The following is a 12261-nucleotide window of genomic DNA, read 5'->3' as shown; positions in this document are numbered from 1 at the left end:
GGTGACCGGCAGTGGTACGCGGCCCCGCCGGGGCCGCGTGGCAGGGAGGGGAGACGATGGGAGCACCCATGACGGGCGACCTGGTGCGCGAGTCCGCGGCGGCGGGCCGACTGGTGGTCTGGGAGGAGTCCGCGCGGGACGGGGCGCAGGCCAAGACGCTGATGGACGCCGGGTTCCGGGTGCGGCTGGCCCGTGCGCAGGGCCGGATGTTCGGCGCCGACGGGCCGCGGCACGTGGTCTTCGCCGCCGGGTTCCCGGCCGTCTGCGGCGAGGAGTTCGAGGCCGTGCGCCGCGTGGCCGTCGAGGCCGAGGGAGCCGTGGGCGTCGCCGCCGTCTGCCGCGCCACCCCCGACGACGTACGCCAGGCCGTCGCCTCCGTCCGCGGCAGCGCCCACGCCCGCGTCATGGTCGTCGTGCCCGCCTCCGAGGCGATGGCGCACGTCATGGTCGGACGCGGCGCGCGCGAGGCCCTGGCGCGCGGCGTCGACCTGGTCAAGCAGGCCCGCGACCTCGACGACGCGGTCGCCGTCGACGTCTGCCTCGCCGACGCCTCCCGGGCCGACCACGCCCTGATGGCCGACCACGCCGGCGCCGCCACCGCCGCGGGCGCCGGCATCCTGATCCTCGCGGACACCGTCGGCCGTCAACTGCCCCGGGAGGCCGCCGGGATGTTCACCCGGGTCGCCGCACTGGCCGGCGACGGCGTGATGCTCGGCGCCCACCTCCACAACGACCTCGGCCTCGGCCTGGCCAACAACCTGGAGGCCCTCAAGGCCGGGACCAGGGTGGTCTCCACCTCCTGGCTCGGCATCGCCGAACGCGCAGGCCTGGCCGCCACCGAGCAGCTGCTCTTCCTGCTCGCCCACGACCCCGGCCGCGCCGGCGAACTCACCGGCCGCCGCACCGGCGACGGCCTCTGGTGGACGCCCCCGGACCTCACCCGGCTGCCGGGGATCGCCCGCGAGGTCTCCGAACGCACCGGGGTGCCCCTCGCCGTGACGACGCCGATCGTCGGCACCGGCGTCGCCACCATCTCCACCGGCACCCCCTTCGTCCGCCCCGACCTCTTCCAGCCCTACGACCCCGAGGCGCTCCTCGGCCTCGCACCCGGCGTGGTCCTCACCCACCTCGCCAGTGCCCGCGTCGTGACCGCCGTCGCCGCCCGCCTCGGCCACCGCCTGGACCGCCGACAGGCCCGCGCGGCCATGGGATGGGCGAAGACGCGGGCGTACCGCACCGGCCGGGCCGTCATCGACGACCAGGCCTTCGGCGCCTACCTCGACGGGCTCACCTCGGCAGCCGTCCACGCCGCCCCGGCCGCCCCCGCCGCCCCGGCCCCGGCCGTCCCCGCCCCGGACGGTGCCCGGTGAACCCCGACCGCCGGCCGGCCGGCACCGTCGGCCTCGCCGGGGCCCGGCAGGCCCTCGCCGCCGGCACCGCCGTCGTGCTGCCGAACCCGGCGCCGCTCACCTGCGTCGTCGCCGGCACCGACCCCGCCGCCGTCAACGGCGCCAAGCACCGTCCCGCCGACCAGCCCGTCGCCCTGTGGGCCCACCACCCCGACACGTTCGCCGACGTCGCCGACGCCCTGGACCTCGACCGGCCCGCCCTCGCACGCGCCCGGCACCTGCTCGCCGGGGAACTCCTCACCCTGCTGGTGCCGCTGCGTCCGGCCGCCCGCCGGCCGGCGTGGCTGGCCCCGGCGAGCAAGGACGGCTGGACACTGCTCTTCGGCGCCCGCTGGCAGCCGCTGCGCCCCCTCCTCGACGCGTTCCCGGTGCTGTACGTCAGCAGTGCCAACCGCACCGGCCACCCGCCGGCCGCCGACACCGCCGAGGCGGTCGCCGTCTTCGGGGCGGACACACCCGTGCTGGCCCTCGCCGAACCGGCGGAGTCCGCGGTGGGGGAGCCCGAGGCGGGGGAGCCGCCCGCCCGGCGCCGGGCGACCACCACCCTGCGGCTGCACCCGGACGGCCGGCTCACCCTGCACCGCCACGGCGCGCAGGACCACCCCTACCCGGACGCGGCCGCCTATCTCGCCCACCTCCGGGGCACGTCCGGCTGAGGCTCCGCCGTCCGGCCCCCGCCGGATCGTCAGCCGACGAGCCGGCGGCGCCAGTCCAGCGGCGTGACGGTGACGGCCCGGTCGGGGTCGCCGTCCCACACCACCGGCAGACCGGCGTCGGAGAGCGCGGCCACCACCTCCCGGCCGACGGCCGCGGTGGTGGCCGCCGTGCCGTCGAACCCGCCGTACAGCAGCATCAGGCCCTGCCCGGACGCCGCGGATTCCGTGCACTGGGAGTGGAAGTAGACGAAGCCGCGGGCGTCCGCGGTACCTGCCGTGCGGATCTCCGCCTGCCCGCAGGTGCGGCAGCAGGTGAAGTTCTCGCGGGCGGTGATGCCGGACGCCTCCAGGACGGCGAAGGCGCGGGTGAGGCGCTCCGGGTCCGTCTCGCCCTCCCATCCGGACTCCTCACCGACGCGGTCCAGCCACAGCCGGTCGGCCAGCAGCCGCGCCTGCTCGGGGGAGACCGGCCGGTGGCCGTCGGAGACGAGGTACTCCTCCGCGAGTTCGGCCAGCTCCGCACGCGTCGCGTAGCCGCCGACGAGCACCTCGCGCACCCGCGCCTCCAGCGCCGCGCGATCGTCGTCCGCGAGGTCGAGCGCCGGGACGGGGGCGGGGAGCGGGCCCAGGTCGAGGACCGTCCACACCGGGCCGTCCTGCCAGCGGTCCTCCTGGCGCGCCCAGCCCGTCATCGCCGCGACCACGGGCCCGGGGCCGTCGAGGCGCGTCTCGAAGTGCCGGTCGGGCGCGCCGTCGCGGTACTCCAGGGTGTAGTCGCCCCCGGCCTCGTGCCAGACCTGGACGTAGACGTCCGGCAGGTCGGGGATCCGCTGGACGACGAGGAACCGGTCACCCTCGTCCCCGATCCGCCGGACGAGCCCGTCGAGCTCCTCGGCGCTCACCCCGACCCGTCGCGGGCCGCGCTCCGGCTTCACCGTGATCTTCAGCATGGCGTCACTCTGGCACGGCCTGCCGACAGCCCGGCCGGGGGCCGGGTGCGTGGTGCTGCGAGCCGCCGAACCACCGTGACGCGTGCGGCCGTCACCCGTAGGTCGGCCGCTGCGGCCAGCCGGGCGGGGAGTCCTCCCAGTCCTGCTGGCGGCCGTACGGGGTCAGGTCGAGGACGTTGTGCGTGAAGAGGAGCCGGTCGACGCCGCGGGAGCCGGTGGTGTAGGTCAGGTACACCTCGTCGCCGTCGCGCAGGAACACGCTGAGCTGGAACCCGCCGCCCACGCCGCAGTCGTCCGAGAACGACGTGCCGAGCGACGAGACGAACGGGAGCGTCCAGCCCTTGCGGGCGACATGGGCCCCGATCACGTCGAGCGGCATGTCCGAGACGGTCACCCAGGTCACGCCGGTACCGGCGAGCAGGGCGGGAGCGAGCGCGGGCACGTTGTCGGTGAAGTGCGTGCAGCCCGGGCAGATGTGGTCGGGCCCGCCCTTCATGAACTGGTAGACGACGAGCTGGTCCCGGCCCTCGAAGAGGTCGGGCAGGCTCTTCGTGCCGCCGGGGGTGGCGAAGGCGTACGCGGTGTCGAACCGGACCATCGGCAGGCGGCGGCGCCGGGCCGCCAACGCGTCCTGCGCGCGGGTGAGTTCCTTCTCGGCCGTGAGCAACTCGGCGCGGGCGAGCCGCCATTCGTCGGCGGAGACGATCGTGGGTTTCTCCATGCGCGGCATTCTCCTTCCGGGGTCGGACAGTCCGGCCCGCACAGCCGTGGCCCGGCCGGGGAGTTGGCGGTTTGCTGCCCAGGCGGATCTCCGCCAGCCGACGTCATGGCCGGTCAGGTGCCCTGTCTGCCAGGCTCACCGGCCAGATACCCGACTTTCGGAGGTGCCCATGACATCGTTGACGCGCATCCGCGCCGCGATGGCACTGGCGGCCGTCGGCCTGCTCGGCGCCACCGCGCTGACGCCGGCCCAGGCGAGTGCAGCCCCCATCACCGGCTCGGCCGCGGACCGGACCGCCGCCACGGCCGTCCGGCACACCGTCACCCTGATCACCGGTGACACCGTGGACGTGGTGACCGACGCCGCCGGACGCACCCGCGTCTCCCTGCGGCCGGACGAACACGGCGTCGTCCCCGTCCACTTCACCCGGCAGGTCAACGGCGACCAGTACGTCTTCCCGCAGCGCGCCAACGCGGCGATAGCCGCCGGAGCCGTCGACACCGGCCTGTTCAACATCAGCGCGCTGATACGCCAGGGCTACGACGACACGGCGGCCGCCGCCCTCCCCGTCATCGCCGTCTACCGCGACCAGCAGACCGCCGACACCAGCCCGCCCGCCCGCAGCCGGGCCGCCGGCACCCGCAGCCTGAAGGCCGCCCACGCCGTCGCCTTCCGCACCGACAAGAAGGCCGCGGCCCGCACCTGGGACACCCTGGTCGACGGCACCGGCCACGGACGCTCCGGCCTCACCGGCCTGTGGCTCGACCGGAAGGTCCGCGCCACGCTGCAGAGCGAGACCCGCCAGATCGGCGCGCCCGCCGCCTGGGCGCTCGGCCTCGGCGGCCAGGGCGTCAAGGTCGCCGTCCTCGACACGGGTGTCGACGCCGACCACCCTGACCTCGCCGGACGCGTCGCCGACTCCCGCAACTTCACCGCCGAGACACCCGACGCCGACGTGCACGACGCCGTCGGCCACGGCACCTTCGTCGCCTCCGAGATCGCCGGCAGCGGCGCCGCCTCCGGCGGTGCGCAGCGCGGCGTCGCCTCCTCGGCGCAGCTCCTCGTCGGCAAGGTGCTGGACGACTCCGGCTCCGGCAGCACCTCGCAGATCATCGCGGGCATGCAGTGGGCCCTCGACTCCGGCGCCGACGTCGTCTCGATGTCGCTCGGCAGCTCCGAGCCCACCGACTGCACCGACCCGATGTCGGTCGCCGCGCAGTCGATGGCGCGGGAGGGCAGGGCACTCTTCGTCGTCGCCGCGGGCAACCTCGGCCGCTACCAGTCGGTCTCCTCGCCCGGCTGCGCACCGGACGTGCTGACCGTCGGCGCCGTCGACTCCGCCGACCGCACGGCCTCCTTCTCCAGCCGCGGTTCGGTCACCGTCGCGCACACCCTGAAGCCGGAGATCGCGGCGCCGGGCGTCGAGGTCACCGGTGCCGCCGCGGGCGGCCGCGGGGTCTACGCGTACACCTCGATGTCGGGCACCTCGATGGCCACCCCGCTGGTCGCGGGCGCCGCGGCGCTGCTCAAGCAGCAGCACCCGGACTGGACGGGCGCCCGGCTCAAGGCGGCGCTGGTCTCGTCCGCGCTGCCGTCCGTGCCCGGCGACGTCCAGCAGACCGGCGGCGGACGGCTGCGCGCCGACGCGGCGGTCACCCAGCGCGTCCTCGGGACGCCTGCCGCGCAGTTCGGCACGTTCGCGTGGCCGCAGCGCCGGGCCGACGCCCGGACCGTGCAACTGCCGTACACCAACACCGGATCGCGGCCCGTCACCCTGAGCCTCGCCGTGCAGCGCACCGACGGCGACGACGACTCGGCGGTCCGTTCGACGATCGTCAGGCTCGGCGCGGACCGCGTCACCGTGGCGGCCGGCGCCACCGTGCAGGTGCCGCTGACCTTCGACCCGACCGCGCGGCTCACCGGCGCGCAGTACGGCGACGTCACGGGCCGGGTGGTCGCCACCGCCGGTGACGGATCCACCGTCAGCACCCCGTTCAACGCGTACGTCGAGCCCGAGACGCTCGCCGTGCGGGTCAAGCTGATCGACCGCGACGGCCGGCCGGCGACGGCCGAGGCCGGCACCGCCGTCGACATGATCGACATCAGTCGGTCGACCGGCACCCGCGACGCCCCGGACGCCAACGGCGAGATCGTCTACCGCCTGCGCCCCGGCGTGTTCTCACTGACCGGTCTGGTCGTCACGCCCGACGCCCGCGACACCACCGGCGAGGCGGCCCCGCTCTCCGTCACCGCCCTCGCCAGGCCGCAGTTCACGCTCACCGAGGACACCGTGATCACGCTCGACGCCCGGCGCGCCGCCAAGGTCGAGGTGCAGGGCGACCGGGCCCTCGCCCGGCAGTCCGGCGTGCTCGAACTCGGCCGCTGGTGGGGCGACAAGTGGATCGACTCGATCGGCGCCCGGGTCGGCAGCCAGCCCGTCGACCTCTACCTCGGCGGTGACGGCAAGGCCACCACCGGCGGCTTCGAGGCCGACACCTACCTGCGGCTCGGCGCGCCCGAGGCCGTGCTCACCGGGGCCGGCGTCACCCTGCGCCCGCACTACTCCGCGTACGCCACCGAGGCGCACCTGCCCGCGACCGGGTCGGCCCGGCTCGTCGCCGCGCGCAGCTCCTCGCCGGACGACCTGGCCGCGGCCGGGGCCAGGGGCCGGCTGGTGCTCGTCCCCGACGACGGCACCAGCGCGAACACCGTCTCCACCCGGGCGCAGGAGGCCGGCGCCGTCGGCGTGCTGACGTACCGGCCGACGCCGGGCAGCTTCGGCAAGAACGACATCTCGCAGGCCGCCCCCGTCCTGCAGATCACCCGCGACGAGGCGGCCGCGCTCACCGCGAAGCTCGCGGCCGGACCCGTCACCCTCGGCTGGACGTCCACCCCGGACAGCCCGTACGTCTACAACCTCGCCTACCACGACACCGGCAAGGTGGCCGGACGCCAGTCGCACACCGTGCGCGACGCCGACCTCGCGAGGACCACCGAGCAGTGGCACTCCATGGGCGCCGCGACCCGCATGTCCGAGTACGTCGACGCGGGCCGTCCGTGGAACGCCGCCGCGGCCGTGCCCGTGGCGCAGGGCCTGGTCGCCACCCCCGGCACCCGCACCTCCTACTACACCGCCGACGGCACCGCCTGGACGCACTCCGCCCAGAGCAGCTGGCCGTTCGCCGAGTTCCAGCTCGACCGCACCCGCACCTACAGCCCGGGTCAGCGGCGGACGGAGGAGTGGTACCGCGGCGTGGTGCGGCCCACCGCCGGCCTCGCCGCCGACGGCTCCGCGCCGCTGGTCGCCGAGCGCCAGGCCGACCTGATCGGCGTGGACTTCTCGCGGTCCCTCTGGAGCGACGCCGACCCGGACCACACCGGCACCCAGTCGTACTTCGGCGACGGCGCGACCGTCGAACTCGCCGCCGACGGGGCCTCGCTCGGCGCCTCCTGGTACGGCCCGTTCAACGTCTGGGAGCTGCCGGCCGGCGACCACGCGTACGTGCTGACGCTCGACCAGAAGCGCTTCCACCACCTCGACCTGTGGCAGCGCTCGACGGCCGTCACCACGGCGTTCGCCTTCCGCTCGCACGGCGACCCGGCCGCGTACTCGCAGCCGCTGCCGCTGCTGTTCCCCGCGTACGCCCTGGACGTCGACGGCGCCAACACCGTCGCCGCCGGCCGTCCGAAGATCATCCTGACCGCCACCGGTCAGGCCGGCTACACCCCGGCGGCCCTGACCGCCGCCGCGCTCTCGTACTCCTACGACGGCGGCACCACCTGGACGAAGGCCCCCACCGTCCGCACCGCCGCCGGCTGGACGGCGACCCCCGACCACACCGGCGCGGCCGGCCGGAAGGTCAGCCTGCGGGCCACCCTCACCGCCGCCGACGGCGCCTCCGTCACCCAGACCGTCACCGACGCCTACGCGGTGCGCTGACCCGGCCCCGACCCCTGCCCGCCTCCCGACCCGGTACCGACCCCGCGCGCCCCGGCCTGCCCCCGCAGGCCGGGGCGCGCGGCGTGTGCGGCCGGCCGGCGCCCCGCTCCCCGCCCTCGCGGCCGTCCTGGCCCTGCTCGCCGCCCTGCTCGGCGGGCTGACCGCCGCAGCCCGGCCCGCGCACGCGGAGAGCAACGGCGGCGTACGGATCATGCCGCTCGGCGACTCCATCACCGACGGGTACAACGTGCCCGGCGGCTACCGCGCCGACCTGTGGCAGTACCTCGCCGCCGACGGCCACCTCGACGACTTCGTCGGATCCGCCGCCAACGGCCCCGCCCGGCTGGGCGACCACGACCACGAAGGCCACCCCGGCTGGCGGATCGACGAGATCGACGCCCGCGCGGACGCCTGGGTACGCGCCGCGGCACCACGCACCGTGCTGCTCCACATCGGCACCAACGACATCGTCCAGAACCGCGACCCCGCCGGCGCGCCCGCCCGGCTCTCCCTGCTCATCGACCGCATCACCACGGCCGCACCCGGCGCCGACCTCTTCGTCAGCGACCTCGTCCCGCTGGCCGACCCCGTGCTCGAAAGCCGCGCCGCACCGTACAACGCCGCCGTCCCCGGCGTGGTGGACACCTGGGCCGGCCGCGGCCGCCGGGTCCACTTCGTCCCCATGCACGGCGCCCTGACCACCTCCGACCTCGCCGACGGCGTCCACCCCACCGGCGGCGGCTACGCACGGATGGCCGCCCGCTGGTACGCCGCGCTGGTGTCCTCGCCCGTCACCCGGTGGGAGGCGGAGAACCCCGCGTACGCGACCGTCCACCACGCCGACCTGCCGGGCACCCCCACCGCGTCCGGCGGTGCCAAGGCGGGCCACATCGACTACGCCGACAGCTCCCTCGAATACCGCATCAACGCCCCCTACACGGGCACCTACCGCATGTACGTGCGCGCCGGGAACGGCATGGGCACCTGGTGCAGCCACCTCCTCACCGTCGGCGGCGGACCGGCCACCACGGTCGCCCACCCGCCGCTCGGCTGGGACGAGTGGTCGCTGCGCGGCCTCGACGTGCGGCTCGTGCAGGGGGCCAACACCCTCCGCTTCACCAGGGGCGACTGCTACGCCGAGATCGACGCCGTCGACTTCGCGACCCTCGGCGCGCCCGCACCCTGGATCTGACCGCCCGGCCCCCGCCGCCTGCTGCCCGCCGCCTGCCGCCTGCCGCCTGCCGCCTGCCGTCGGGCCGTCTGCCGTCGGGCCGCCTGCCGGGAGTCCGGCGGGTACGGCCTGGTGGTGCCCGGCCGGCACCGTGACGATGCTGCTCGTGGCGCCGCCCCGAGCCGTGCCGTCCCGGGACCGGTACGGGCTGCGCGGCGGCGGCAAGCGGCCCGGGGGAAGACCCCGCGCCGACCTGCAACGGGAGGGAGGTAGGTTGATCCCCCTGGCGGGACGGAAGTGGAGACGGCGATGGACACGGTGCGCCTGAAGGACGTGGCGGAGCACGCGGGTGTCTCCATCAAAACGGTCTCCAACGTCGTCCGCGGCGAGGTGGCCGTCGCCCCGTCGACCCGGGAGCGCGTCATGCGCTCCGTCTCGGAGCTCGGCTACCGCCCGAACGCCTCCGCCCGGCACCTGCGTACCGGCCGCAGCGGCATCGTCGCCCTCGCCCTGCCCGAGCTGAGTGCCCCCTACTTCGCCGAACTGGCCGCGGCCGTGATCGCCGCGGCCAAGGCGCGCGGCTGCACCGTGCTGATCGACGAGACCGGCGGCGACGCCGCCGAGGAGCTGCGCATCGCCTCCGGGCTGGGCGAGCCGCTCATCGACGGCGTGCTGCTGAGCCCGCTCAACCTCGACCAGGCCGCCCTGCTCGGCCGCAGCCGCCGCGTGCCGCTCGTCCTGCTCGGCGAGCGCGAGTACGACCTCGCCGCCGACCACGTGCTCATCGACAACGTGGCGGCCGCCCGCGAGGTGACGGCGCACCTCCTGGCACCCGGCCGCCGACGCGTGGCGGCGATCGGCAACCAGCGGGGCGTCGCCGCGGCCACCGCCCACCAGCGGATGCGCGGCTACCAGGAGGCGCTGTACGCGGCCGGGGTGCCCTTCGACCCGGCGCTCGCCCCGTACGTCACCGCCTACCACCGGGCGGACGGCGCCCACGCCATGCGGGCGCTGCTCGACCTGCCGGAGCCCCCGGACGCGGTGTTCTGCTTCAACGACCTGCTGGCCGCCGGGGCGCTCCGCACGGCCGCAGACCGGGGTGTCGCCGTGCCCGGCCGGGTCGCCGTCGCGGGCTTCGACGACGTCGAGGAGGCCCAGTACTCGGTGCCCTCGCTGACCAGCATCGCGCCGGACAAGCACGAACTGGCGGGCCTCGCCGTCGACGCGCTGCTCCGCAGGATCGGCGGCGACACGTCGCCCGCCCAGGTGCGGCACGCCGGCCACCGGCTCGTCGTCCGGGAGAGCACGACGCCGTAGGCCGTTCCCCGGTCGGCGGCCCCGGACCGGCCGCACCGGTGGAGGGCGGACACAACGGCCCTGCACAGCTGACGTGCACGGCTGTCAGCCGACGGGATCGCCCGCGGTCGCTGGGAGAAGACCCTCGCCCGGGTGGAGACCGCCGCCACCACCTGTGTCCGGAGCCCGGAGAGCCTCACCGGCGGCGCCAAGCTTTCCGAGGCCGCCACCGCCCAGAGCTCGTACGGCCTCTTCGCCGGCCGGATCTCGACGCTCGCCGGATCCACGTCCTGACACCCGGCCGGCCACGGCGGGTGGGCCCACCGTACGGCGCGACCCGCCGGACCGACCCCGGCCCTTCCCGCGGAACCTGCCGAAGCCGCCGAGCCCGCCGAGCCCCGCCGAGCCCCGCCGAGCCCGCCGAGCCCACGGAACTCGCCGAACTCGCCGAACCCGTAAGGCCGGGACACTAGGATGCCGGGCATGACCGGACTCCCGGCGCCGTCCGCATCGCAGGACGGCCGCCCCCGCCGCCCCTGCGCCGGTGCCACCTGTCCGTGTCGCCCGTACTGCCGTTGACCCTGCCGGTGCGCCCGTCCGCCCGGCCGCGGGCGGTCACGGCCGTATCCGCTCCGCCCGGTCACGGCGTGCGCACCCTCCTGCCGAACGGATGGTGCACCATGAACGAACTCACCTACGACCGCCTGCGCCGCCGCCAGTGGCTCGCGGGCGAGGCCCGCGCCGACGGCGTGGACCGCCGCACACTGCTGCGCATGCTGGCCGCCGCCGGAGTGGTGGCCGCACCCGCCCTGCTGCCGCCGGCCCGCGCCGTCGCGGCCACCGCCGCAGCCGCAGGCGGGACCGCCGCGGCGGCCGCCGGGCCGGTGCCCGGGATCGTGAAGCCGCTGCCGGCCGAGTGGTTCGTGCCGCGCGGAACGAACGCCGAGATGCGGTGGGACGCCGTGCCCGGCACCGGACTCCACACGCCGAACGAGCGGTTCTTCGTCCGCAACCACACCGCCACCCCGCTGATCGACCAGGCGAGCTGGCGGCTCCGGGTGCACGGCGCCGGGCTCCGCGGCGACGGCGCGGAGTTCTCGCTCGCCGACCTGCACCGGCTGCCCTCGCACCGGCTGAGCGCCCTGGTCGAGTGCGCGGGCAACGGACGCAGCTTCTACGCCTCCCAGCAGGGGCAGACCGTGCCGGGCACGCCGTGGACCCTCGGCGGCATCGGCTCGGCCGAGTGGCGCGGGGTGCGGCTCGGCGACCTGCTGCGCCGCGCCGGCCTCACCCACGGGGCCGTCGACGTGATGCCGTCCGGGCTCGACGCGGAGTACCGCGGGGCCGACGGCGTGAGCCTCGGGCGGGTGCGCAGGCCGCTGCCGATCGGGAAGGCCGTGGACGACGTCCTGGTGGCGTACGCGATGAACGGCGCACCGCTGCCCGCCGACCACGGTGCGCCGGCCCGTCTGGTGGTGCCCGGCTGGGTGGGTATCGCGTCGATCAAGTGGCTGGGCGAGATCGAGGTGTCGGACCAGCCGCTGTACTCGCCGTGGAACACCGACTACTACCGGCTGTTCGGCCCGGACCACCCGGAGGGCGGCAGTGCGCCGCTCATCACGCAGGTGGTGAAGAGCGCGTTCGAGCTGGGCCGTGGTGCCGTCCTCGCACCCGACCGGGTCCACCGCCTGGAGGGCAGGTCGTGGTCGGGCACGGCGCCCGTCCGGGAGGTGGAGGTGAGCACGGACGGCGGCCAGGTCTGGCGGCGCGCCCGACTGCACGACGTGCCGCGCCGTCACGGCTGGACCCGGTGGAGCCTCGACTGGCGGCCTGCCGCGCCGGGCCCGTACGAGCTGCTGGCGCGGGCCACCGACCGGGCGGGCCACCGGCAGCCGGACACGGCGGTGTTCAACCGGGAGGGGTACCTCTTCGGAGCCGTCGTCAGGCACCCGGTGACGGTCGGCTGAGACGGCGTCCGCCGACCGCCCCGGCCGGGCCGCGCGCCCGGTCCGGGGCGGTCCGGGCTGCGTGCCGGGGCGGTCCGGGGGCGGTCCGAGCGACGCGCCGGTGGTCGGCGGACGGCGCAAGTCGGGTGCGTTCCATGCCAGTTACCGACAG

At 76.0% G+C, this 12261-nt stretch carries 9 protein-coding genes; 7 read left to right on the top strand and 2 right to left on the bottom strand.

Features of this window, described 5'->3' with window-relative positions:
* The first annotated feature begins 56 nt into the window (after positions 1-56).
* Together SNE206_RS32440 and SNE206_RS32435 are read left to right on the top strand one after the other, a co-directional pair.
* Positions 57-1370, top strand: a complete 1314-nt coding sequence (locus SNE206_RS32440; RefSeq protein WP_407917116.1) for a 2-isopropylmalate synthase — start codon at positions 57-59, stop codon at positions 1368-1370.
* Positions 1367-2065, top strand: coding sequence for a Sua5/YciO/YrdC/YwlC family protein (locus SNE206_RS32435; RefSeq protein ID WP_407917115.1), 699 nt, complete (start codon positions 1367-1369; stop codon positions 2063-2065). The genes SNE206_RS32440 and SNE206_RS32435 overlap by 4 nt, the downstream gene beginning before the upstream one ends.
* Positions 2066-2094: 29 nt before the next feature.
* On the opposite strand, the gene SNE206_RS32430 is transcribed toward SNE206_RS32435, so the two are convergent.
* Both SNE206_RS32430 and SNE206_RS32425 read right to left on the bottom strand, forming a co-directional pair.
* Positions 2095-3015: a DUF6891 domain-containing protein gene (locus tag SNE206_RS32430; RefSeq protein WP_407917114.1), complete on the bottom strand. Its 921-nt coding sequence runs from the start codon at positions 3013-3015 to the stop codon at positions 2095-2097.
* Positions 3016-3106: 91 nt separating this feature from the next.
* Positions 3107-3736 (bottom strand): DUF899 domain-containing protein, encoded by a 630-nt coding sequence (locus SNE206_RS32425; protein WP_407917113.1) that lies wholly within the window; start codon positions 3734-3736, stop codon positions 3107-3109.
* A 169-nt stretch (positions 3737-3905) separates the two neighbouring features.
* Between SNE206_RS32425 and SNE206_RS32420 the strand changes: the two genes are divergently transcribed.
* The 5 genes from SNE206_RS32420 to SNE206_RS32400 all read left to right on the top strand — a co-directional run bounded on the left by SNE206_RS32420 (position 3906) and on the right by SNE206_RS32400 (position 12110).
* A complete protein-coding gene (locus SNE206_RS32420; RefSeq protein WP_407917112.1) occupies positions 3906-7676 on the top strand; it encodes a S8 family serine peptidase in 3771 nt (1256 codons plus the stop codon).
* An 85-nt stretch (positions 7677-7761) separates the two neighbouring features.
* Positions 7762-8868, top strand: coding sequence for a GDSL-type esterase/lipase family protein (locus SNE206_RS32415; RefSeq protein ID WP_407917111.1), 1107 nt, complete (start codon positions 7762-7764; stop codon positions 8866-8868).
* Positions 8869-9156: 288 nt separating this feature from the next.
* Positions 9157-10164, top strand: a complete 1008-nt coding sequence (locus tag SNE206_RS32410; protein ID WP_407917110.1) for a LacI family DNA-binding transcriptional regulator — start codon at positions 9157-9159, stop codon at positions 10162-10164.
* 132 nt (positions 10165-10296) lie between these two features.
* The gene (locus SNE206_RS32405) at positions 10297-10437 is read left to right on the top strand and encodes a hypothetical protein (protein WP_407917109.1); all 141 of its coding nucleotides are present in this window, start codon (positions 10297-10299) and stop codon (positions 10435-10437) included.
* Positions 10438-10823: 386 nt separating this feature from the next.
* Entirely contained in the window at positions 10824-12110 is a 1287-nt protein-coding gene (locus SNE206_RS32400; protein WP_407917108.1) for a sulfite oxidase, read from the top strand.
* Positions 12111-12261: the final 151 nt, after the last annotated feature.

The sequence above is a fragment of the Kitasatospora sp. NE20-6 genome (assembly GCF_045862635.1).
This window is presented reverse-complemented; position numbering and strand designations above follow the sequence as displayed.

Excerpts from the sequence above, each read along its gene's own strand:
- SNE206_RS32400 (WP_407917108.1), top strand. The coding sequence starts at position 10,824 with ATGAACGAACTCACCTACGACCGCCTGCGCCGCCGCCAGTGGCTCGCG.
- SNE206_RS32410 (WP_407917110.1), top strand. The coding sequence starts at position 9,157 with ATGGACACGGTGCGCCTGAAGGACGTGGCGGAGCACGCGGGTGTCTCC.
- SNE206_RS32440 (WP_407917116.1), top strand. The coding sequence starts at position 57 with ATGGGAGCACCCATGACGGGCGACCTGGTGCGCGAGTCCGCGGCGGCG.
- SNE206_RS32430 (WP_407917114.1), bottom strand. The coding sequence starts at position 3,015 with ATGCTGAAGATCACGGTGAAGCCGGAGCGCGGCCCGCGACGGGTCGGG.
- SNE206_RS32420 (WP_407917112.1), top strand. The coding sequence starts at position 3,906 with ATGACATCGTTGACGCGCATCCGCGCCGCGATGGCACTGGCGGCCGTC.
- SNE206_RS32425 (WP_407917113.1), bottom strand. The coding sequence starts at position 3,736 with ATGGAGAAACCCACGATCGTCTCCGCCGACGAATGGCGGCTCGCCCGC.